Source organism: Stenotrophomonas maltophilia complex sp. Om-AH-Sm3 (assembly GCF_059337855.1).
Window position 1 is genome coordinate 29,682 of sequence record NZ_JBYBLQ010000017.1, and the last position, 21,733, is coordinate 51,414.

Here is a 21,733-nt window from a genome sequence, read left to right on the forward strand (position 1 = left end):
GCGGCAATCTCCCGGTGCATCAGACATAAGAAACCCCTGCCGCAAGGCAGGGGTTCCAGTCGCCAGAGGGTGCGGAAGACGCCGCATCTATGCCCTTGAGCCGGCAGATTACGCGGCCCTGGGGCTGATGTGGTCGATCACATCCGCCAGTTCCACGCTAACGGTCAACAGGTCGTACTGCGTTTGCAGGTTCAACCACAGCTGTGGCGTGGTGCCGAAGTAGCGTCCCAGACGAAGCGCGGTATCGGCGGTGATGCCGCGACGGCCGGCGATGATCTCAGAAACGCGGGCCGGGGTGACATTGATCTCGGCGGCCAGTGCGCGTGCGGACATGCCCAGCGGGACCAGGAACTCTTCGGAAAGGATTTCTCCCGGATGGATAGCAGGGAGCGCGATAGCAGTTTTTGCGTTGGCGCGTGTCATGTGCTTTGTAGTTCGCCGCAGGTTGTGGGTGCGGCGCCTCCTATTTGGTGGGCTTCTATATGGTGGAACGAACTTGAACTAATGCAGCGCCGGAACGTCTCAGGGCCGGAGCTGGCGCCAGGCATTCCCGGCGCCTTGTCAGATCAGTGGTAGTCGGTGATCTCTACATCGTAAACGTCGCCATCTTTCCACTTGAAACAGATCCGAAACTGGTCATTGATGCGAATGCTGTACTGCCCTGACCTGTCGCCTTTGAGGGCTTCCAACCTGTTGCCTGGAGGGGCCTTCAGGTCAAGTAGTGAAGTTGCAGCGTTGAGATAGACCAGCTTTCGTAGAATCTGTTTTTCCAGATTAGCCATGGCTTTAACTTTCTTGCCGCTGGCTATTCGTTCCGTGTCCTTGTCTGCGTACGTTCGTATCAATGGCGGATCCTTCGTTGGCGACTGGTGTATCATATATCGATACACAGTACACCGCAAGCAGTTATGGATACTGTTTCGGGATTCGGCAGGGACCTAGCCAAGGCCGTTCGTGCCAGCGGCCGGGAGATGAACCATGCTGCCAGATGCGAGAAAGCCGCCTGTCGGCGGCTTGTGAAGGGCTGGAATGTGGAAGGGTTACGGGCTGGGCAGTCGGGACCGAGCCACGTCGAAGTAGTGCCTCGTCATCTCGATGCCGGTCCAGCTGTAGCCCTCAAGATCTGCGGCCACCAGCGTCGTGCCAGAGCCGGCGAACGGATCCAGGATCCGGCCGCCTTCCTCACAGATCTGCACCAGCTGCCGCATCAGGTCGGTTGGCTTACCGGTCATGTGGTGCTTGTCGGCCTTCCTCACCTTCTCCCGGATGACCCCGGGCAGCACCGGCGCCCGTCGACCGAGGGGCATGTGGCCCTTGCTGCCCCAGACCACGTACTCGGCCTGATTCCGAAACCGCCCCAACTGCGGCCGCACACCTTCAGTCTTGTCCCATACGGTGATGCCACGCCAGCCGACGCTGCCAGAGAACGTGCTGCAGCTGCCGCTCCTGGCCTCGCATCGGGAGGTGCGCCGTGTCGGCGGCTGACAAGATCATGCGTCCTGGCGCACACGGCGATGTGGCCGAGCTAACAGGCGCACACACCAAGCGCAGGCAGATTCAGAACCTGGCCCGCAACGGTATCCCGCATACCATTAACGCGGCCGGATGGCCGGTGGTCATGTGGTCGGCAGTCGATGGCTCGGCGAAGAAGGCACCCGAGGCAGATGGCGCTTGGTCAAGCAACGCTATGAGGTCCGCAGCGTAATGGGACGACGATCTAAGGATCCTGGTGCCATCCCACACATGCGGAAGCGTGTGCGGGGCAAGACCACGTATTACTTCTTCGACCACGGCGGCAAGCCGCGCCGGGAAACAGCACTGGGCAAGAGTTATCCAGAGGCTGTGCGCAAGTGGGCCGAGCTGATGGCGACCGAGGCAGCTGTGCCGGAAATCGTTACTTTTCGCGATGCCGCCAAGCGGTACAAGCAATTGGTCATCCCGAAGAAGCGCGCACAACGGCCAAGGTCAATCTGGCGGAGTTGGCGAAGCTCGAAGAATTCTTCTGCAATCCGCCTGCGCCACTGGCCAAGATCAGGCCACTGCACGTTCGTCAGTACCTGGACTGGCGAACCAAGAACGGGGCGGTGGCCATGGTCAGCGCCAACCGCGAGAAGGCGCTACTGAGTCATCTGTGGAACAAATGTAGGGAATGGGGCTTCACCGACGCGGAGACCCCTTGCAAGGGTGTGCGTGGTTACGGCGAAGCAGGCCGCGATGTGTACGTCGAGGACGACGTCTACCGGGCGGTGTGGGATGCAGCAGATCAGCCGCTGAGGGACGCGCTGGATCTGGCCTATCTAACGGGTCAGCGCCCTTCGGACGCCCTTAACATGGACAGGCGCGACGTGCGCTCTGGCTTCCTGCACATCAGCCAGAGCAAGACGAGGCACAAGCTGCGCATTGCCATTGAAGGGGAGCTGGCCGAACTACTGGTGCGCTTCAGCGCCAGGACGTTCAAGCGGCGCGGCAAGCAGAAGGGCGCGGTCATTGTGCACACGGCGCTGCTGCTGGACGAATACGGCCAGCCCCTCAGCAAGGGTCAGCTGCGGAGCCGGTTTGACGCAGCGCGCGAGCGTGCAGGGGTGCCCAAGGCGGCGTTCCAGTTCCGTGATTTGCATGCAAAAGCCGGAACCGATAAAGCCGATTCGGCGGCGGACATTCGCCAGGCCCAGCGGCAGTTGGGCCACTCGTCCGTGGTGATGACCGAGACCTACACACGAAAGCGAAAGGGCGACCGTGCAACCCCGACGAAGTAGTTTTGCGGAAAAGATATGCGATTGCGGAAAAACAAAAAGGGCTCCGGATCGCTCCGAAACCCTTATGCCGCAATGGTGGGCCGTGAAGGATTCGAACCTTCGACCAAAAGATTAAAAGTCTTCTGCTCTACCGACTGAGCTAACGGCCCATTGCACTGCCCCAGCCTTTCGGCGGGGTGGGCATTCTACCCTACTTTGGCCGGTCGCGTGAAACCCCGGTGTGTCGAGGATGCCGGCCAGCGGCCGGCACTACCAGCGGGCTTAAACCTTTCGGGCCATTGTCGCATCCCATCTGTGATCCTTTCCCGGAGCCATGGATGCGTCTGATCGTCAGCCTGCTTGCCGCCCTGCTGCCCTGCGCAGCCCTGGCCTCCCAATCCCAGGTCGTCACTGACGACATCGCCCGCTTCTGGGCCACCTATGATGCGGTGCGCGCCGAGCCTGATGCCGAACGCCGGGTGGCGCTGGTCCAGCAACGCTACATCGATCCGGGCAGCCCCGGCCTGCATGCGCTGATGCAGGTGCGCAACTACACCGCCCGCGAATACGCCGAGGCCATGCAGGCCTGGCCGCGCTTCTGGACCTCAGTACGACCGCTCACCGCCAACGCGCAGCAGGCCAGTGCCACGCTGGAGCGCGATCTTGTCGCCTTCCGTGCGCTCTACCCTGCCCTGCGCCCGGCCACCATCACCTATGCGGTGGGCGTGCTGCGCACCGGTGGCACCACGCTGGATGACAAGGTACTGATCGGCGCGGAGATGGCGCTGGGCGATGAGCGCGTGGACGTGAGCGAGCTGCCGGCGAAGATGCGCGACCGCCTGCGGATCTTCTACGACAGCCGGCCGGGTGCGAACAACGCGCAGAACAACCTGCACGAATACGTGCATACCCAGCAGCGCGAGACCACCGGCAGCCTGGCCCAGTACGCGGTACGCGAAGGCGTGGCCGAATACGTGGCAGAGCGCATCAGCGGGCGCCGCCCGGCGTTGCCGCTGTACACCTATGGGCCAGCGCACGAAGCGGAAATCCGCGCGCGCTTCCGCACGGAGATGCACGGGGACAACCTGGACAACTGGCTGTACAACAGCGCGCGCAATCCATTCGGGGTGAGTGACCTGGGCTACTACGCCGGCTACCGCATTGCGCAGGAGTACATGCGCCGGCAGACCGACGAGAGGACTGCTGTCGCGCGGATGATCGAGTTGGACTATGCCGATCCGGCTGCGGTGCGGGCCTTCATCGAGGCATCGGGATGGTTGCAGGCCCGGTAGATCAAGGAGTGCGGACAAGCGCTTGGCACCCACCGAGGGAGTGATTGCCCCACCGGTGAAGCCGGCCAGCGGCCGGCTCTACCGGAAGCGGTCAGGCGTACAGCGTCGGGTCGGGCACGCCGGCTTCGGCGAAGCCCTGCGCGCGCAGGCGGCAGGCGTCGCAGTGGCCGCAGGCGGCGCCGTTGGCGTCGGCGTTGTAGCAGGACACGGTCAGTCCAAAGTCCACGCCCAGGCGCACGCCTTCGCTGACGATCTGGCCCTTGCTGAGGAACTGCAGCGGGGCATGCACCTTGATGCCCGCGCCCTCCACGCCCGACTTGGTGGCCAGGTTGGCCAATGCCTCGAACGCGGCCACGAACTCGGGGCGGCAGTCCGGGTAGCCGGAGTAGTCGACGGCGTTGACGCCGCAGAAGATGTCGTTGGCGCCGAGCACTTCGGCCCAGCCCAGGGCCAGCGACAGCATGATGGTATTGCGCGCCGGCACGTAGGTGACCGGAATGCCGGCACCGCCCGCCTCCGGTACGTCGATGTCATCGGTCAGCGCCGAGCCACCGATGCTGCGCAGGTCCACGTCCACGGTCTTGTGCGCGACCACGCCCTGGGCCTTGGCCACGCGGGCGGCGGCATCCAGTTCGGAGGTATGGCGCTGGCCGTAGCGCACGCTCAGGGCATGCACGGCAAAGCCCTGTTCTTGGGCCATGGCGATGACGGCGGCTGAATCCATGCCGCCGGAGAGAAGCACGACTGCCTTCTTCATGGGAAATCTTCCGGTTGGGAGGGGAAAGCCAGCACGCTGTCCCGCGCCGGAGCTACATCAGGGAACGCTGCGCCGGCTCATCGGCCCGGCTCGTCGTTCCACAGGATTTTATGCAACTGCATCTGGAAGCGCACCGGCAACCGGTCTTCGACGATCCAGTCGGCCAACTGCCGCGCGGTGATCTCGCCCTTGCTCGGCGAGAAGAACACGGTGCAACGCTTCACCAGGCCGTGCTCGGCGACCATGGCCTTGGCCCAGTCGTAGTCCTCGCGGCTGCAGATGACGAACTTGATCTGGTCGCGCGCGGTCAGCAGCGGCAGGTTTTCCCAGCGGTTGCGCGCCACTTCGGCCGAACCCGGCGTCTTGATGTCGACCACGCGCGACACGCGCGGGTCCACTGCGCTGACATCCAGCGCGCCGGAGGTTTCCAGCGAGACATCCATGCCCACGTCGCACAGCTTCTGCAGCAGCACCAGGCAGCGTTTCTGCGCCAGCGGCTCGCCGCCGGTCACGCAGACGTGGCGGACGCCCTGGGCCAGCACCTCGGCCACGATGTCGTCGATGTCCCACCAGGTGCCGCCGTGGAAGGCATAGGCGGTGTCGCAGTACTGGCAGCGCAGCGGGCAGCCGGTCAGGCGCACGAACACGGTCGGCCAGCCGGCGGTATCGGCCTCGCCTTGCAGCGAGGTAAAGATCTCGGTGATCTTCAGGCGCGGCAGCGGCGACTGCACGATGTCGCTGGGGGTGGCGACGGCGTTTGACGGGGTAACGGCGGTCATGGCGGGTACTTCTTGGTGGGACACGTGGCGGGTGGGCTACCGTGGCCGGTAACGAAAACAGCCGAGCATGGCTCGGCTCTACAACAGCAACCGGACGGCTTTGCTGGTCCGGAAACGAAAGCAGCCGAGCGTGGGCTCGGCTCTACAGGGCACCTATTGTACGCCCGCCCAGCGGATCAGCGGATCTGCTTGCCCAGGCGGATGGACTGCAGACGGTCCTGCGCGGTGCGCGCGGCATCCGAGCCGGGGTACTGCGCCACGACGGTCTCCAGCGTCTGCTGGGCCTGGTCGACCTTTCCCTCGCCGTACTGCGACAGGCCGATCTTGAGCAGGCCGCCCGCGGCCTTGTCGTGGGTCGGATAGCGCGAGAGCAGCTCTCGGAACTGGGCCTCGGCCATCGGGAAATTGCGGGTGGCGTAGTAGCTCTCGCCCAGCCAGTACAGCGCGTTCGGCGCGTAGACGCCGTTCGGGTACAACTCCAGGAAGCTCAGGAACAGCTGCGCCGAATCGTCGTACCTGCCGGCCTTCAACGCATCGAAGGCAACGTTGTAGGAGGTGCGCTCGTCGCCGGTGGCGGCAAGGCTGCCAGCATCACCATGGACGGAAGGCGGCCGCTCGGAAGTGGCCGCCGCTGCGGGTTTTGCCGGGGCCGGTGCGGCCTTCGGCGCGCTCGCCGGAACAGGCGGCAGGGCCGGGGCGGCATTGCCCCCTTCCAGCCGATTCAGGCGGCTGTCCAGATCCAGGTACTGGTCCTGGGCGGACTGCTTGAGCTGGGCGTTGTCATGCTGCAACTGCTCGATCGAGGCCTGCAGGCTGGTGACCTGCTGCCGCAGCTGATTGATCTGGTTCAACAGGTCCTGGTTGGCACTGTTGTTGTACATCTGCTGCTCGAGCGCGCCGACACGGTCAGCCAGGCTCTGTCGCTGTGCGTGCGCCGGTGCGGCAGCCACGAGGGCTGCCGCAACGACCAGCATCAGTTTGATGCCAATGCGCATGGATTACTGCGCGGTGTAGACGATTTCGACGCGACGGTTCTGCGACCAGCACGACTCGTTCGACTCGGTGCAGACCGGACGCTCTTCACCGTAGGACACGACGGTCAGCTGCGAAGCCGAACCACCGTTGGCCTGCAGGGCCGAGCTTACGCCGTTGCCACGACGCTCGCCCAGGGCCTGGTTGTACGCGCGCGAACCGCGCTCGTCGGTGTGGCCCTGCAGGGTGATGCGCGAGGACGGACGGTCACGCAGGTACTTGGCGTGGCACGCCATGATGGCCTGGAATTCCGGCTTCACGTCTTCCTTGTCCAGGTCGAAGTAGACAACGCGCTGGCGCAGGCAGGCGTCGGTGTCCAGGTCGCCCGGGCCGTACAGGCCGGAGGTCGACGGACCGGTCGGGGTGGTGGTCGAGGTGCCGGTGTCGACCGGGGCTGCCGGCTCTTCCTTCACCTTCTTCGAGCAACCGGCCAGGACGGCCACAGACAGCAGGGAAACAAGCAGAACGCGGGTGGACTTGTTCATGGCGATACCTTTGTGGCTCCTAAGCCGATGAGGGGTTCAAGACAACGAAAATATTAACACTCTTTTAGCGCTGGGTACGGTATGGGGACCATGCCGGTTCGCGCACATCACCGTCAGCCAGGACCAGGCGCTGGCGAACCCGCGCATCGGCCGAAACGGCATACAACACACCACGGCCACCTTCGCGGGCGGCGTACAGCACCATGCTTGCGTTGGGCGCAAAGCTCGGAGATTCATCCAGCGAACCCGGGGACAGCGTGCTCCAGCGGGGCGACCCCAGCGAGCTGTCCATCATCGCGATCTTGTAGCTGTTGCCCGAGCCCTGGGCGACGGCGATCTTCTTGCCATCGTAGGACACCGAGGGCTTGGCATTGTAGTTGCCCTGGAAGGTGACGCGCTCGGCGCTGCCGCCACCGGCACCGACCTTGTAGACCTGCGGACGGCCGCCGCGATCGGAGGTGAAGTACACCGCGCTGCCGTCCGGTGCCCAGGTCGGCTCGGTATCGATGGCGAAGTGGTTGGTCAGCTGGGTCAGCTGCTTGCTGCCCAGGTCCATCACGTAGATTTCCGGGTTACCGGAGCGCGACAGGGTCAGGGCCAGCTTGCGACCGTCCGGCGAGAACGCCGGGGCGCTGTTGATGCCGCGGAAGCTGGTGACCAGCTCGCGTGCACCGGTGCCGATGTTCTGGATGTAGATGGCCGAATTGCCACGCTCGAAGCTGACGTAGGCCAGCTTGCTGCCATCCGGACTCCACGACGGCGACAGCAGCGGCTCGGCCGAGCGCACGATGGTCTGCGGGTTGAAGCCATCGGAATCGGCCACCATCAGCGCGTAGCGCATGGCGTCGCCCTTGCCACTGGCGGTCACGTAGGCGATGCGGGTCCAGAAGGCGCCGCGCACACCGGTGATCTTTTCGTAGATGGCGTCGGCCATCTGGTGGGCAACGTCGCGCATGGCGTTGCCACGGGCGGTCATCGCCAGGCCCAGCAGGCGCTCGCCCTTGGGCACGTCGAACAGTTCGTACTCGACGCGGTAGGCACCCGCACCGGCATCAAGCACGCGGCCGACCACGATGTAGTTCTGCTTCAGCGCGCGCCAGGTCGCGAACTGGATATCCCCCCCCCGCACGGGCTTCTCGACGATCTGCGCTTCCGGCAGCGTGCGGAACTGGCCCGAACGCTCCAGATCGGCACGGACCACGCCGGCGACGTCGGTCTGCGGAGCGGCCGACGAACCCTGATAGGGCATCGGCACGATGGTGATCGGCAGCGCGGAGGCATTGCCGCCGATGATGTCGATATCCAGCCCCTTCTGCTGCGCGACGGCAGCAAAGGGCAGCAACAGGGCCGCAAACACGGCAAGCCAGCGAGGCATCTTTTTCATGGAGCGCTCAATAAGGGGAAACCGGAACGAGGGATAACAAAGCGGGAGTGAACCGCTTCGCAATCATGAACCAAGGGTACGTGAATTCCGGGTCAGTTCCAGCCCGTCTTCTCACGCACCGTTAACGTCGTGGCTAACATCGCACCGTCTGCCCTGGTCACGCCGCCCCGGAGGACGGTGTTCGACAGCAGCCCACAGCCTGCCCGGTCGAAACCGAGCACACCAGAGGCAAGCGCGACAACGGTGGGCGCGGTTGGCCCGAGAGCCTCCCTGGCCGGCTGCCTCAGCGATCCTGGGCAGTAAACGTGAAGTTGAGCGTGCGTGCGAACACCGACTCGAAGCCACGGTACGGCAGCGGCTGCGCGTTGAGCACGGCGGCCTCGATCGAACGCTTGCCGGCCTCGTCGTACGGGCAGTTCGGGCTGACCTTGGCCTGCATCACCGTGCCACCCGGAATCTGGGTGATGGTGATCTGGCAGCGCTGGCCCAGCGGCACCGTGTCCGGCCGCACCCACTGCGACAGCACCTTGGCCTGGATCGCCGCGGCGTACTTGGCCGAAAGATCATCGCTGTTGCCACCACCACCGGCAGCCGGCTGGGACGCACCGCTGGAACCGGCTGCGGCACTGCCGGCGGCATTGCGCGCAGCAGCCACCTGGCGCAGCTTCTGCTCGGCCAGCTTGGCTTCCTTCTCGGCCTGCTCACGACGGGCACGGATCTCGGCGATCTTCTTCTGCTTCTCGGCCTCGGCCTTGTCCGCAGCCTGACGCGCCTGATCGGCCAGCTTCTTCTTCGCGTCTTCTTCCTGCTGCTTGGCCAGGCGCAGCTTCTGCTCGGCCTCTTCCTGGCGCTTGCGTTCGGTCAGGTCGATCTGCTCCTGGCGGCGCTTGGCTTCCTGCTCCTGCCTGGCCTTCTCCTGCGAGATGGCCAGCGCACTTACCGCTTCCTGGTCCTTGGTATCCGGCTGCGCGACACGCTCCTGTGCCTGTTGCTGCTGCGGCGTGGGGGCGTCCTGTGGGCGCGGCTCGGGAATCGGCTGTGGCGCCGGAATGGTGTCTTCCGGCACCGGAACCGGCTCGGCCACCGGCGGCGGCAGGTCCTCCAGCTTTTCGGACTGGCGCAGGGCCTGGCGGGCGGCGGACGCCTCGGACGCGGACAGGGCCAGGCTGGCCTCCACCGACGGATCACCGGCGGCGGCGTCGGTGTTGCGCTCGGGCGACCAGAACCAGGCCACGATGAAGACCAGCGCGACCAGCAGGTGCACCAGCAACGCCAGCGCCAGGGGCAGGCCCCAGCCGGGCTCGCGCTGCTGTGGAGGTGGCAGGGCGTCAGCGTGCATCGGTGGCCAGGCCTACCTTGTCTACCTTGGCGCGCTTGATCACATCCATCGCGGCGATGACCTTTTCATAGGCCACGGTACGGTCGGCGGCGACGATCACGCGCACGCCCTTGTCCTGGGCGGCGATGCCGGCCAGGCGGCCTTCCAGTTCCTCGGCCGACACGGCGGTCGGCTCCTTGGCGTCGGGCAGCTTCAGGCTGAGCTGGCCGTCCTGGCGCACCGAGACGATCACCGGGTCCTGCTTGCTTTCCAGCGCCTTGGCGTTGGATTGCGGCAGGTCGACGTCGAAGCTCAGGGTGAGCAGCGGCGCGGTGACCATGAAGATGATCAGCAGCACCAGCATGACGTCGATGTAGGGAACGACGTTGATTTCCGATTTCAGCTTGCGGCGCTTGCGGCGACCGATGGCAGCGGACATGGCTTGGACTCCCGGGTCAGGCGCTTACTCGTCGCCAGCGCTCTGGCGCTGCAGGATGGAGCTGAACTCTTCGGCGAAGGTCTCGAACCGCACCGACATGCGCTCCACGCGGGTGGTGAAGCGGTTGTAGGCCCACACCGCCGGGATCGCCACGAACAGGCCGATGGCGGTGGCGAACAGGGCTTCGGAGATGCCTGGCGCGACGGCGGCGATACCGGCCTGCGCACCGCTGCTGATCATGTCGTGCATGGTCACCATGATGCCGAACACGGTACCGACCAGGCCCACGTACGGGGCAGTCGAACCGATGTTGGCCAGCAGTTCCAGGTTGCGCTCAAGCTGGTCCACTTCGCGGGTGTAGGTGGTGCGCATGGCACGCTGCGCGCCTTCCAGCTGCGCACGGCCATCCAGGCGGCGCTTGTCGCGCAGGCGGGTGTACTCGCGGAAACCGGCTTCGAAGATGGCTTCCAGGCCGGTCACGCTGCGGCTGCGGTCGGTGGCGGCGCTGTACAGCTTGCCCAGGTCGGCGCCGGACCAGAAGCGGTTCTCGAACTCGTCGGCTTCGCGGGTGGCCTGCTTGAACACGCGGGCCTTGCGGAAAATGATCACCCAGCTGACGAACGAGCCGACCAGCAGCAGCAGCACGATGATCTTCACCGGCAGGCTGGCCTTGGCCATCAGTTCGAGGTAGTTGATGCCGCCGCCGGTGGTGGCCTGGGCAAGGGTCTGTGTCGCGGCGTTGCTGACGTCGGCCGGCAGTGCCTCGGTGACCGTGGCCTGCAGGGCCAGGAGCGTTGCGATCATCCGTTGTTCCTCAGTGTTCGGATTCGGGGTGGAGGTGGGGTTGCAGCATGGCAAGGACGGCCTCGTCCATGCCACGCGGGCGGAAACTGGCCGCTTCCAGTGCGGCGATGCGGACCTGGGCCGACAGCAGCAGCTCGCCGTCGCGCAGGATCTGCTGGTCGAAGACCATGCTGGCCTTCTTCAGCTGGACCAGGCGGGCGCTCACCTGCAGGGTGTCATCCAGCCGTGCCGGCCTGATGAAATCCATCTGCATCGAACGCACTGCGAAGACCATCCCGTGCTCGGCGCGCATGCGCTCCTGGCCGTAGCCGAGAGCACGCATCCATTCGGTCCGTGCCCGTTCCATGAAGGCCACGTAGCGGGCGTGGTAGACCACGCCGCCTGCGTCGGTATCTTCCCAGTAAATGCGTGTCGGCCAACTGAATAGTGGCTCAACCGACATCGGGAACCTCCGCGAACAGGTCCTGCGGCGGGTTCTTCGGCTTCAGGCCCATGTGCCGGTAGGCCTTGTGGGTGGCCATGCGGCCGCGCGCGGTGCGCACCAGGAAGCCCTGCTGGATCAGGTACGGCTCGACCACGTCTTCCAGCGTGCCGCGCTCTTCGGACAGCGCCGCGGCCAGCGATTCGATGCCGACCGGGCCGCCGTCGAAGTAGTCGACCAGGGTCTTGAGCAGGCGCCGGTCGAGCTCGTCGAAGCCCTCCGGATCAACCTTGAGCATTTTCATCGCGGCCTGTGCCACGGCCTCGTCGATGTGGCCGCCCGCTTTCACCTGCGCATAGTCGCGCACGCGGCGCAGCAGGCGGTTGGCGATACGCGGGGTGCCGCGCGCGCGGCGCGCGATCTCGCCGGCGCCATCGGCGGTGCAGTCGATGCCGAGGATGGTGGCCGAGCGGCGCACGATCCGGGTCAGCTCCTCGACGCTGTAGAACTCCAGCCGCTGGACGATGCCGAAGCGGTCGCGCAGCGGCGCGGTCAGCAGGCCGGCGCGGGTGGTGGCACCGATCAGGGTGAACGGCGGCAGGTCGATCTTGATCGAACGGGCCGCGGGGCCCTCACCGATCATGATGTCGATCTGGAAGTCTTCCATCGCCGGGTACAGCACTTCCTCGACCACCGGCGACAGGCGGTGGATCTCGTCCACGAACAGCACGTCGTGCGGCTGCAGGTTGGTCAGCAGCGCGGCGAGGTCGCCGGCCTTCTCGATCACCGGGCCGGAGGTCACCCGCAGGGCCACGCCCAGTTCGTTGGCGATGACGTGGCTGAGCGTGGTCTTGCCCAGGCCGGGCGGCCCGAAGATCAGCACGTGGTCGAGCGCGTCGCCACGCCCCTTGGCCGCTTCGATGTAGATCTCCATCTGCTCGCGCACCGGGGCCTGGCCAAGATAGTCGGCCAGGCGCTTGGGGCGGATGCTGGCGTCGGCGGCGTCATCCTCGCGGGTGGCGCCGGCGCCGATGATGCGGTCGTCGGTCATACCGTGATTATGCGGTAAATGGTTGCATTCCGGGGCCGGCACTACCAGACCTCAGATCTCGACCTGGGCCCCGAGTTCGACCAGGCGGTTGCCGGGAATGCGGAAGAAGCCCGTGGCCGGCGCGGCGTTCCGGTGCATCAGCGCGAACAGCTTGTCGCGCCAGATCGGCATGCCGCGGTTGGCGGTGGCCACGATGGTTTCGCGGCTGGCGAAGAAGGTGGTGTCCATCGGGTCGAAGTAGATGCCACCGTGGTCGCACGAGCGCATCAGCGCCAGTGGCACGTCCGGGGTCTCCATGAAGCCGAAGCGCACGTAGACGCGGTAGAACTCGTCGCCCACCGATTCGATCTTCAGCCGCTGCCCCTCCATCGCATACGGGATCGGCAGGGTCTCCACGTGCAGGAACACGTTGCGCTCGTGCAGCACCTTGTTGTGCTTGAGGTTGTGCATCAGCGCATGCGGGGCCACGGTCGGGTCGGCGGTGAGGAACACTGCAGTGCCCGGCACGCGCACCGGCGGTGCCAGCATCAGCCCAGGCAGGAAGGTATCGAGGCGGATGCCGTCCTTGCGGATCTCATCGCGCAGCAGCTCGCGGCCACGGCGCCAGGTCCGCATCATGGTGAACAGGAAGATGCCCAGTACCACCGGGAACCAGGCGCCCTGAAGCAGCTTGGCACCATTGGCGATGACGAAGCCGAGGTCGATGATGAAGAACACCACGCACAGCGGCAGGATCCACTTGCGCGCCTTCGGCCACAGCGACCGGGCCACCAGGGCCAGCAGCAGGGTGTCGATCAGCATGGTGGCCGACACCGAGATGCCGTAGGCCACTGCCAGGTTGGACGAGCTGCGGAAGGCCAGCACCAGGCCGATCACCATTACCGCGATGCCCCAGTTGATGCCTGGGATGTAGATCTGGCCGATGGTGTCGTGCGAGGTGTGCTTGATGCGCATGCGCGGGATGTAGCCCAGCTGCATCGCCTGACGCGAGACCGAGAACGCACCGGTGATGACCGACTGCGAGGCAATCACCGCCGCCATGGTGGCCAGGATGATCATCGGGTACAGCGCCCACGGCGGCACCGCCTCGAAGAACGGGTTTTTCAGCGCCTCGGGGTGGTTGAGCACCAGTGCGCCCTGCCCCAGGTAGTTCAGCACCAGGCACGGCAGCACGAAGAAATACCAGGCGTGGCGGATCGGTTTGGCGCCGAAGTGGCCCATGTCGGCGTAAAGCGCCTCGCCACCGGTCACCGCCAGCACCACTGCGCCGAGGATGAAGATCCCATGCCAGCTGTGCTCCATGAAGAAGCGGATCGCCCACCAGGGGTTGAACGCCTTGAGCACTTCCGGCGCATCGACGATGTTGTAGATGCCGATCGCCGCCAGCGAGATGAACCAGACCGAGGTGATGGGGCCGAAGGCCTTGCCGATCTTCTCGGTACCGAAGCGCTGCGCCGCAAACACCATCAACAGCACCACCACCGTGATCGGCACGATGAAGGCATGCAGGCCCGGCGCGGCCACCTCCAGGCCCTCCACCGCACCCAACACCGATATCGCCGGGGTGATCACGCCGTCGCCGAAGAACAGCGAGGCACCGAAAATGCCGAGGATGCCGACCACGTAGGCCGAGCGCGAGCCGTTGCGCAGCGTGCGCTGGGTCAACGCCATCAGCGCCATGATGCCGCCCTCGCCGTCGTTGTCGGCGCGCATGATGATGGTCACGTACTTCAGCGTGACCACGATGTTCAGCGCCCAGAACGCCAGCGACAGCACGCCCAGCACGGTGTCGTGGTCGCTGTTGAGCCCGTAGTGTGGCGAGAACGCCTCCTTCAGCGTGTACAGCGGGCTGGTACCGATATCGCCGAACACCACGCCGATCGCACCGATGATCAGCGCCATGCCTCCTGCTGGAGGGGCGTGACCGTGGCTGCCGGGGGCAGCTGCGTGCGGGGTTTGACTGCTGGACATGGGACTCCTGGCGACGCTCAGGCGGTTCGTTGAAGGAAAGGGACGCGGCTCAGCGCAGCGCCGACTGCAGCGCCTTGCGGATCACGGTGGCCACTTCGTCGCCTTCGTTGAAGGCGTCGCGGGCCATGCGTGCCGCTTCGGCCGGCTTGTAGCCCAGCTGCTGCAGGGCCACGGTGGCATCGGACAGCGGGTCGGCCGGGGCCGGGCCGCTGCCGGTGGGCAGCGCGCCGCCGGCGCCGAACTGGGCGGCACGGTCACGCAGTTCCAGCACCATGCGCTCGGCAGTCTTCTTGCCGATGCCGGGAATGCGGGTCAGTGCGGTGATGTCACCGGCCTGGACCATGCGCGCGAACTCCTCGACGGAAACGCCGGACAGCACCGCCAGCGCGATCTTCGCGCCAATGCCACTGACCTTCTGCACGTCGCGGAACAGGCGCCGCTCCCCCTCGCGCAGGAAGCCGTACAGCGAAACGCTGTCTTCCTTCTGCGCGTAGTGGGTGTACAGCGTGACCTCGCGGCCGAGCTCGGGCAGGTCGTAGAAGGTGCTCATCGGCGCCTCCAGTTCGTAGCCCACCCCGTTCACGTCCACCACCAGCCACGGCGGCGCCTTGTAGGCGACGATGCCGCGCAGTCGACCGATCATTGCGTGCAGCTCCTCATTTGCGGCCCCACGCCTGGCGGGCACTGAGCCCCAGGCGGTTGGCCGTTGCCCGTACGTGGGCATGGGTGATCGCCACCGCCAACGCGTCGGCCGCGTCGGCCTGCAGCTTGGTTTTCAGGTTGAGCATGAGCCCGACCATGTGTTGAACCTGTTGCTTTTCGGCGCCACCACGGCCAACCACGGCGAGCTTGATCTCGCTGGCGGCGTATTCGTGCACCGGCAGGTCGCGCAGCACCACGGCCGAGATCGCCGCGCCCCGGGCCTGGCCCAGCTTCAGCGCCGAATCGGGATTACGGGCCATGAACACCTTTTCAATGGCCACTTCCTGCGGCTGGTACTCGCGGCACAGGTCGGCCAGGCCCAGCACCAGCAGCTTCATGCGCTGCGGGAAGTCGTCGGCGCCCAGCAGCACCAATGGCTGGTGGTGCACGTAGGTGACGCGGCCGGCGGCATCGACATCGATGATGCCGACCCCGGTCCGCTGCGAACCGGGGTCGATGCCGAGGATGCGGGTCATGCTGCACTCCTGGCGGGGCGGAACGGGATGCGCTGGCAGGCGTAGGGGCTCATGACTGTCCGCGGTGACCGTTCAACGGCCCGCGCCCAGGCCGTCGAAGACGGCTCAGGCGTAGGCGTCGGCGCCGAGTTCGGCGTTGGAATACACGTCCTGCACGTCGTCCAGGTCTTCGAGCATGTCCAGCAGCTTCTTGACCTGCAGGGCGACGTCGCCTTCAACCTTGATGTCGTTGTCCGCGCGGAAGGTGATCTCGGCGTGGTCGGCGACATGGCCGGCGGCGGCCATCGCATCCTTCACCGCGTTGAACGCGTCAGGGCTGGTGACCACATCGATCGAGCCGTCATCGGGGTAGACCACGATGTCATCGGCACCGGCCTCAATGGCCGCTTCGGTGATGGCTTCCTCGTCGGCCCCTGCAGCGAAGCTGAGCACGCCCAGGCGCTTGAACATGAAGGCCACCGAGCCCTCGGTGCCCATGTTGCCACCGCACTTGCTGAACGCATGGCGGACATCGGCCACGGTGCGTACGCGATTGTCGGTCAGGCAGTCGACGATCACGGCCACGCCACCCGGGGCGTAGCCCTCGTAGCGGACTTCCTCGTAGTCGACGCCTTCCAGCTCACCGGTCGCCTTCTTGATGGCACGCTCGATCACGTCCTTGGACATGTTCACGGCCAGGCCCTTGTCCACGGCCACGCGCAGGCGCGGATTGTTGTTGGGGTCGCCTCCACCGCCGCGCGCGGCAACGCCGATCTCGCGGATGATCTTGGTGAAAATCTTGCCGCGCTTCGCGTCGGACGCGTTCTTGCGGGCTTCGATGGAGGGGCCTCTACCCATGGGTGCTACCGTCTGGCTGCTTCAGGATCAAGGCGCGGATTCTACCTGATCGGGCGCTGCAACCGTGTCTAGGCCCGTATTGTTGTAGAGCCGAGCCCATGCTCGGCTCAATGGGCCCGACGGAATGCAGCCGAGCATGGGCTCGGCTCTACAGGGCGGCCTGCCTCCCCTGCCCCTATGCTGCCGCCGCGTCGCGGCTGTGGTCGAACTTGCCATGACGCAGGAAATGCGCGGTCTGCCGCGCGGCGTCGGGCGACACCACCAGGCCGCTGTGGCTGGTGCGGACCACGCAATGGTCGGCCAGGCCCGGCAGCCGGGTCTCGGCCAGTGCCACGGTGCCGTCGGAGGCATCGTCGATGGCACCCAACAGGCTGCCCAGACCATGCGGCACCGAGCCGGCGATCAGGCCAACCTCGGCCCTGCCCTGCCAGTCCGGCAGGCCATCGAGCAGCAGCTCGCTGCTGCGTCCCAGCGCCAGGCCCCAGCCGTGCTCGGACAACGAGCGTGCGGTGCCACTGCCGCGCAGCGGTGAACCCAGGCAGACCACCCGCTGCACCGGCAGCTGCGGATTGCGCCGCAGCGCTTCCAGCGCCAGCAACCCGCCCAGGCTGTGGCCGACCAGCGACAACGGCCCGGCGTCGGCCAACCGTTCCAGCAGCTGGGGCACCGCCACGTCGGGACCACCGAACACCGAGGAGTAACCGAACGCATGCACCTGGAAACCACGCGCGCGCAGGCGCCAGGCCAGCGGCCCGACCCAGGCGCGGGCATTCCAGATGCCATGCAGCAGCAATACGGGGGGAGTCATGCAAACAGCCTGGCGGTCAGCGGGGCAGGAACGTGAGGTGATTGAACACGCGCGCGCAGCAAGCGGCGGTGAACGTCAGGCCGCGCGCGGTGCGCGGCGCAGGATGAATTCAAGATCGTTGGTATCGCCAACCGGGAACAGGTACTCGCCGGCCTTCTCGAAACCATAGCGGGCGTAGAAGCGTTGCGCGCCGAAGTTCTCCGACCACACGCCCAGCCACAGCGTGCGCGGGCCTTCGCGCTCCAGCCAGGCCAGCGCGGTTTCCAGCAGCCGGCTGCCCCAGCCGCAGCTCTGCTGCGTCTTGATCAGGTACAGGCGCTTGAGTTCGCCGTCACCGGGTTTCACATCCGGATGCGGCAGGCCACAGGGGCCGGCGGCGGCATGGCCGACCGCCTCCCCATCCAGTTCCAGCAGCCACACCGCGTAATCGGGATGGGCCAGGATCACGCGCTGGCGCTCGAGCGTGTAGGCCTCCTCCAGGAAGGCCTGCAGGTCCTGCGGCGGGTACAGATGGCCGAAGGTTTCGGTGAACGTGCGGGCGGCCAGCGCCGACAGGGTCGGCGCATCGTCCACAGTGGCGCGGCGGATCGAATACATGCAGGAAGTTGACGCCAGGGCGAAGCGGGGGTCAAGCCTTTTCAGGCGACTCCGCTTCTTCTTCCTCGTCCTCTTCCTCGTACTCTTCTTCGTCCTCGTCGTCTTCTTCCTCGCCTTCCTCGTCCTCGTCGTACTCTTCCTCTTCGTCGTCCTCGTAATCCTCGACGCCGAAGTCTTCACCGTCCCAACGGCCTTCGCCGTCGGCGACGAAGGTCAGGGCCATTGCCGCCGGGTTGGTACCGACGCGGACCAGCCAACCACCGAACACGCGTGCACGCTCGGTGACCAGGTTGGCCTCGGAGCCTTCATTGCCCAGCTTTTCCCACTCCAGCGAAAACGCAAACTCGGTCATTGCCTGGATCTCCTGATCAGTTGGTCTTGGGGCGAACCTGGATGTGCACTTCGGCCAGCTGCGCGTCGACGATCGGCGACGGCGCGTCGGTCATCAGATCCTGTGCACCGGTGGTCTTGGGGAACGGGATGACGTCGCGGATCGATTCGGTGCCGGCCATCAGCGCGGCGATGCGATCGATGCCAAAGGCGATGCCACCGTGCGGTGGCGCGCCGTAGTTCAGCGCGTCGAGCAGGAAGCCGAACTTGGCGCGGGCTTCTTCGGCACCGATGCCGAGCAGCTCGAACACTGCGCTCTGCATGTCCGGACGGTGGATACGGATCGAACCGCCGCCGATTTCATTGCCGTTGAGCACCATGTCGTAACCGCGCGAGACGGCGGTACGGGCGTTGGCGCGCAGATCGGCGATGTCATCCACGGCCGGTGCGGTGAAGGGGTGATGCAGCGCGACGTAGCGCTGTTCTTCCTCGTCCCATTCGAACATCGGGAAGTCGGTGACCCACAGCGGCGCCCAGCCATCGGCGATCAGGCCGAAGTCCTTGCCAGCCTTCAGGCGCAGCGCGCCCATGAAGTCGGAGACCTTGTTGTAGCCACCGGCACCGAAGAACACGATGTCGCCGTTGCCGGCGCCAACATGGGCCACCAGCGCAGCGAAGGAGGCCTCGCTGAAGAACTTCTGGATCGGCGAGCTGACTTCGCCGTTGTCGGCGATCTTGATGTAGGCCAGGCCCTTGGCGCCGTACTTGGCGGCGTGCGCGGCGTACTCGTCGATCTGCTTGCGGCTCAGCGCTGCACCGCCCGGGATGCGCAGCGCGGCGACGCGGCCTTCGGCATCGTTGGCCGGGCCGGTGAACACTGCGAACTCGCTGTCCTTGACCAGTTCAGCCACGTCGACCAGCTCCAGCGCGATGCGCAGGTCCGGCTTGTCCGAACCGTAGCGGCGCATCGCCTCGGCCCAGGTCATGCGCGGGAAGCTGGCATCCAGCTGGACGTCGACCACTTCCTTGAAGATGGCGCGGATCATGTCTTCGACGAAGTCCTGCACGTCGCGCTCGCGCACGAAGGCGAATTCCATGTCCAGCTGGGTGAACTCCAGCTGGCGGTCGGCACGCAGCGCTTCGTCGCGGAAGCAGCGCGCGATCTGGTAGTAGCGGTCGAAGCCGGCCACCATCAGGATCTGCTTGAACAGCTGCGGGCTCTGCGGCAGGGCGTAGAACTCGCCCGGGTGCATGCGCGCCGGCACCAGGAAGTCGCGCGCGCCTTCCGGGGTGGCCTTGGTCAGGATCGGGGTCTCGATGTCCTGGAAGCCCTTCTCGTCCAGGTGGCGGCGCAGGGCCTGCACCAGCTTGATGCGGGTGCGCTGCATGCGCTGCATTTCCGGACGGCGCAGGTCCAGGTAGCGGTACTTCAGGCGGGTTTCCTCGCCGGGGTTCTCGTGGGCGTGGAACGGCAGCGGCGCGGCCTTGTTCAGCACAGTGATAGCAGTGGCGATCACTTCCACCTTGCCGGTGCGCATCTTGTCGTTCACCGCGTGGCGGGCGCGCACGACGCCCTCCACCTGCAGCACGTCCTCGTAGCCCAGCGAAGCCGCCACGGCGAACACTTCGGCGTTGTCGACCTCCACGGTCACCTGCACGATGCCTTCATGATCGCGGAGATCGATGAAGCAGACGCCGCCCTGGTTACGGGCCACGTCGGTCCAACCGGCGAGGGTGACAGTCTGGCCAATCAGGGTCTCGTCGACCAGGCCGCAGAAGTGGGTACGCATTGGGGGAAGCTCCGCTGGAGAACGCCGGCACCGGATGGGGGCCGGAAAGCCTCGTATTCTGCGGCCGAGGCCCCGGCCGGGGCAAATCCGGCCAGTCACACCGGCTTGATCATCCCCCTCCCTATAGTCAGGCACCTGCCACCGTATGGGATGCCGCCATGAATCCGCTGTCCCTGGCCCGCCTGGCCCTTACCCTGAGCCTGGGCACCATCGCCACGCTCGCCCTGCCCTCGGCCCCGGCCGCCGCGCAAAGCGGGGTGATCCGTTGCGAGAGCCAGAACAACCGAGAACGCGTGTGCAACACAGGCTGGCGCAATGCGCAGCTGGTCCGCCAGCTGTCCGGCAGCGCCTGCGACGAGGGCCGCACCTGGGGCAGCCGCAATGGCAGCATCTGGGTCACCAATGGCTGCCGCGCCGAATTCGTCGAGGCCCGTGGTGGCTGGGGCGGCGGCAACGGCGGTGGCTGGGGCGGCAACAACGGCCGGCCCGGCGAAACCATCCGCTGTGAGAGCCAGAACAATCGCGAACGCAGCTGCCCGGTCGGCTGGCGCAATGCCCGCCTGGTCCGCCAGCTGTCCGGCAGCCCCTGCGACGAAGGCCGTACCTGGGGGGTGCGCAACGGCGCGGTGTGGGTCAGCAACGGCTGCCGCGCCGAATTCGCCGAAGCTCGCGGATGGGGTGGCGGCGGGGGCGGTGGCTGGGGCGGCGGCAACAGCAACTACTCCATCACCTGCAGCAGCAACAACAACCGCACGCAGAACTGTGACTGGGATGAGCGCCAGGGCCGGCCGGTGCTGCAGCAGCAGCTGTCCGGCAGCGCCTGCCAGGAGGGCCGCAGCTGGGGCTACGCACGGGGCCAGGTGTGGGTGAGCAACGGTTGCCGGGCGCGCTTCGGTACGCGTTGAGTTACGGGGTCGGATCCCTGGCCAGCGGCCGCGGCTCTGACCCGACCAGGTATCCCGCTTCCACGCATGGCGCGGATCTACTGGGGGTCTTTTCGGGGGCGGAGCGCTTTACAGGAGGCATCCGACCCCGCGATCACGGTGCGGGCGCTTTGTCGTCACCCCACGGCGGCGGCGGCAGATCGACCGGCTTGCTCAGGTCGAACTTCACGCGGAAGCGGCGGCCGTCCGGGCGGCCCAGCTCGTAGACGAAGGTCTGGTCGGGGTCGATCTCCATCGCCCAGGTGTTGTGCGTGGAGGCCAGCATGTCGGCACGACGGAACATCGCCACCGAATCGGAGTCGGCCGGGAACTGCTGGCGCTCGGCGGTACCCGGTGGCGTGCTGTCGCCGCCATAGAGGGTGATCGCATCCGCGCTGCCATCCTGATGGCGATGATCGTGCTTCAGGCGCAGGCCGTTTTCGGTGCGGGTCAGCACCCAGGTGCGCGAGTGGTCATCCCCCACATGGAAGGGAATCCGCAATTCATGGGCAGGATCGGCACAGCCGCGCACATGCATGACCAGGCGCTGCCCGGCGAACGGATCCTTGCCGGTCGGCGCCGGCGTGTCCTCCACCACCCGGCCTTCAAAGGCCTGGCCGCAATGCGCGGCGATGGCGGCCATGAAGGCATCGGCCGGTGCGGTCGCCAGATCATGGGCGACCGTATCGGAACGCTGCGAGCAGGCAGCGAGGCTGAGCAGGAGGGCGGAAGCGGCAACAACGGCAGGCAGTCTCATGCCCCAACCCTAACGACCCGGGCCGGTGCGCGCAAACCGCGCTGA

At 66.1% G+C, this 21,733-nt stretch carries 24 protein-coding genes, 1 tRNA gene and 2 pseudogenes; 4 read left to right on the forward strand and 23 right to left on the reverse strand.

Annotated elements, in window-relative coordinates; all coding sequences use genetic code 11:
* Positions 1 to 108: 108 nt before the first annotated feature.
* The 3 genes and pseudogenes from AC10QF_RS17075 to AC10QF_RS17085 form a co-directional block, all read right to left on the reverse strand.
* Positions 109 to 423 carry a HigA family addiction module antitoxin gene (locus tag AC10QF_RS17075; protein ID WP_111175729.1) on the reverse strand — a complete coding sequence of 105 codons (315 nt, stop codon included), beginning with the start codon at positions 421 to 423 and terminating at the stop codon, positions 109 to 111.
* Positions 424 to 566: 143 nt separating this feature from the next.
* Positions 567 to 845, reverse strand: coding sequence for a type II toxin-antitoxin system RelE/ParE family toxin (locus AC10QF_RS17080; RefSeq protein ID WP_494542570.1), 279 nt, complete (start codon positions 843 to 845; stop codon positions 567 to 569).
* A gap of 195 nt (positions 846 to 1,040) precedes the next feature.
* Positions 1,041 to 1,409 (reverse strand): annotated as a pseudogene (locus tag AC10QF_RS17085) (DNA methyltransferase); the annotation flags it as partial.
* 83 nt (positions 1,410 to 1,492) lie between these two features.
* Between AC10QF_RS17085 and AC10QF_RS17090 the strand changes: the two are divergent.
* Both AC10QF_RS17090 and AC10QF_RS17095 read left to right on the forward strand, forming a co-directional pair.
* The gene (locus tag AC10QF_RS17090) at positions 1,493 to 1,705 is read left to right on the forward strand and encodes a DUF4224 domain-containing protein (RefSeq protein WP_369333468.1); all 213 of its coding nucleotides are present in this window, start codon (positions 1,493 to 1,495) and stop codon (positions 1,703 to 1,705) included.
* Positions 1,705 to 2,756: pseudogene (locus tag AC10QF_RS17095) on the forward strand (tyrosine-type recombinase/integrase). The gene AC10QF_RS17090 and the pseudogene AC10QF_RS17095 overlap by 1 nt, the downstream one beginning before the upstream one ends.
* Positions 2,757 to 2,829: 73 nt before the next feature.
* On the opposite strand, the gene AC10QF_RS17100 reads toward AC10QF_RS17095, so the two are convergent.
* Positions 2,830 to 2,905: transfer RNA gene (locus AC10QF_RS17100), tRNA-Lys, on the reverse strand.
* A gap of 168 nt (positions 2,906 to 3,073) precedes the next feature.
* Between AC10QF_RS17100 and AC10QF_RS17105 the strand changes: the two genes are divergently transcribed.
* Complete coding sequence (locus AC10QF_RS17105) at positions 3,074 to 4,027, forward strand: DUF2268 domain-containing putative Zn-dependent protease (protein WP_494542571.1); 954 nt, start codon at positions 3,074 to 3,076, stop codon at positions 4,025 to 4,027.
* Positions 4,028 to 4,118: 91 nt separating this feature from the next.
* Here AC10QF_RS17105 and queC read toward each other — a convergent pair whose 3' ends face one another.
* The 18 genes from queC to aspS all read right to left on the reverse strand — a co-directional run bounded on the left by queC (position 4,119) and on the right by aspS (position 20,008).
* On the reverse strand, positions 4,119 to 4,784 hold the full coding sequence (queC, locus tag AC10QF_RS17110) for a 7-cyano-7-deazaguanine synthase QueC (RefSeq protein WP_005418507.1): 666 nt from the start codon (positions 4,782 to 4,784) through the stop codon (positions 4,119 to 4,121).
* 77 nt (positions 4,785 to 4,861) lie between these two features.
* Entirely contained in the window at positions 4,862 to 5,563 is a 702-nt protein-coding gene (gene queE, locus AC10QF_RS17115) for a 7-carboxy-7-deazaguanine synthase QueE (RefSeq protein WP_494542572.1), read from the reverse strand.
* A gap of 176 nt (positions 5,564 to 5,739) precedes the next feature.
* Positions 5,740 to 6,558, reverse strand: a complete 819-nt coding sequence (gene ybgF / locus AC10QF_RS17120; protein WP_005418509.1) for a tol-pal system protein YbgF — start codon at positions 6,556 to 6,558, stop codon at positions 5,740 to 5,742.
* Between the two features lie 3 nt (positions 6,559 to 6,561).
* On the reverse strand, positions 6,562 to 7,080 hold the full coding sequence (gene pal / locus AC10QF_RS17125) for a peptidoglycan-associated lipoprotein Pal (RefSeq protein WP_005418510.1): 519 nt from the start codon (positions 7,078 to 7,080) through the stop codon (positions 6,562 to 6,564).
* A gap of 64 nt (positions 7,081 to 7,144) precedes the next feature.
* Positions 7,145 to 8,464 (reverse strand): Tol-Pal system beta propeller repeat protein TolB, encoded by a 1,320-nt coding sequence (tolB, locus tag AC10QF_RS17130; RefSeq protein WP_005418511.1) that lies wholly within the window; start codon positions 8,462 to 8,464, stop codon positions 7,145 to 7,147.
* A gap of 283 nt (positions 8,465 to 8,747) precedes the next feature.
* Positions 8,748 to 9,803: a cell envelope integrity protein TolA gene (gene tolA, locus AC10QF_RS17135; RefSeq protein ID WP_111175711.1), complete on the reverse strand. Its 1,056-nt coding sequence runs from the start codon at positions 9,801 to 9,803 to the stop codon at positions 8,748 to 8,750.
* On the reverse strand, positions 9,793 to 10,221 hold the full coding sequence (gene tolR / locus AC10QF_RS17140; RefSeq protein ID WP_065196677.1) for a protein TolR: 429 nt from the start codon (positions 10,219 to 10,221) through the stop codon (positions 9,793 to 9,795). Before tolR ends, tolA begins: the two co-directional genes overlap by 11 nt.
* A gap of 24 nt (positions 10,222 to 10,245) precedes the next feature.
* A complete protein-coding gene (gene tolQ / locus AC10QF_RS17145; RefSeq protein WP_005410752.1) occupies positions 10,246 to 11,025 on the reverse strand; it encodes a protein TolQ in 780 nt (259 codons plus the stop codon).
* 10 nt (positions 11,026 to 11,035) lie between these two features.
* Positions 11,036 to 11,467, reverse strand: coding sequence for a tol-pal system-associated acyl-CoA thioesterase (gene ybgC / locus AC10QF_RS17150; protein WP_005418514.1), 432 nt, complete (start codon positions 11,465 to 11,467; stop codon positions 11,036 to 11,038).
* The gene (gene ruvB / locus AC10QF_RS17155) at positions 11,457 to 12,497 is read right to left on the reverse strand and encodes a Holliday junction branch migration DNA helicase RuvB (RefSeq protein WP_005418515.1); all 1,041 of its coding nucleotides are present in this window, start codon (positions 12,495 to 12,497) and stop codon (positions 11,457 to 11,459) included. The genes ybgC and ruvB overlap by 11 nt, the downstream gene beginning before the upstream one ends.
* Positions 12,498 to 12,548: 51 nt before the next feature.
* Positions 12,549 to 14,468, reverse strand: coding sequence for a potassium transporter Kup (locus tag AC10QF_RS17160; RefSeq protein WP_032954420.1), 1,920 nt, complete (start codon positions 14,466 to 14,468; stop codon positions 12,549 to 12,551).
* A gap of 49 nt (positions 14,469 to 14,517) precedes the next feature.
* Complete coding sequence (gene ruvA / locus AC10QF_RS17165) at positions 14,518 to 15,111, reverse strand: Holliday junction branch migration protein RuvA (protein WP_005418517.1); 594 nt, start codon at positions 15,109 to 15,111, stop codon at positions 14,518 to 14,520.
* 13 nt (positions 15,112 to 15,124) lie between these two features.
* Positions 15,125 to 15,646: a crossover junction endodeoxyribonuclease RuvC gene (gene ruvC, locus AC10QF_RS17170; protein ID WP_005418518.1), complete on the reverse strand. Its 522-nt coding sequence runs from the start codon at positions 15,644 to 15,646 to the stop codon at positions 15,125 to 15,127.
* 105 nt (positions 15,647 to 15,751) lie between these two features.
* The gene (locus tag AC10QF_RS17175; protein ID WP_005418519.1) at positions 15,752 to 16,483 is read right to left on the reverse strand and encodes a YebC/PmpR family DNA-binding transcriptional regulator; all 732 of its coding nucleotides are present in this window, start codon (positions 16,481 to 16,483) and stop codon (positions 15,752 to 15,754) included.
* 175 nt (positions 16,484 to 16,658) lie between these two features.
* Positions 16,659 to 17,291, reverse strand: coding sequence for an esterase/lipase family protein (locus AC10QF_RS17180; protein ID WP_032954421.1), 633 nt, complete (start codon positions 17,289 to 17,291; stop codon positions 16,659 to 16,661).
* A gap of 75 nt (positions 17,292 to 17,366) precedes the next feature.
* Positions 17,367 to 17,888: a GNAT family N-acetyltransferase gene (locus tag AC10QF_RS17185; RefSeq protein WP_005418521.1), complete on the reverse strand. Its 522-nt coding sequence runs from the start codon at positions 17,886 to 17,888 to the stop codon at positions 17,367 to 17,369.
* 31 nt (positions 17,889 to 17,919) lie between these two features.
* Positions 17,920 to 18,240 (reverse strand): hypothetical protein, encoded by a 321-nt coding sequence (locus AC10QF_RS17190; RefSeq protein ID WP_005418522.1) that lies wholly within the window; start codon positions 18,238 to 18,240, stop codon positions 17,920 to 17,922.
* Positions 18,241 to 18,256: 16 nt separating this feature from the next.
* Positions 18,257 to 20,008 (reverse strand): aspartate--tRNA ligase, encoded by a 1,752-nt coding sequence (gene aspS, locus AC10QF_RS17195; RefSeq protein WP_069139339.1) that lies wholly within the window; start codon positions 20,006 to 20,008, stop codon positions 18,257 to 18,259.
* A gap of 158 nt (positions 20,009 to 20,166) precedes the next feature.
* On the opposite strand from aspS, the gene AC10QF_RS17200 reads away from it, so the two are divergent.
* On the forward strand, positions 20,167 to 20,913 hold the full coding sequence (locus tag AC10QF_RS17200) for a DUF3011 domain-containing protein (RefSeq protein ID WP_494542573.1): 747 nt from the start codon (positions 20,167 to 20,169) through the stop codon (positions 20,911 to 20,913).
* A 133-nt stretch (positions 20,914 to 21,046) separates the two neighbouring features.
* Here AC10QF_RS17200 and AC10QF_RS17205 read toward each other — a convergent pair whose 3' ends face one another.
* Complete coding sequence (locus tag AC10QF_RS17205; RefSeq protein ID WP_053501011.1) at positions 21,047 to 21,688, reverse strand: hypothetical protein; 642 nt, start codon at positions 21,686 to 21,688, stop codon at positions 21,047 to 21,049.
* Positions 21,689 to 21,733: the final 45 nt, after the last annotated feature.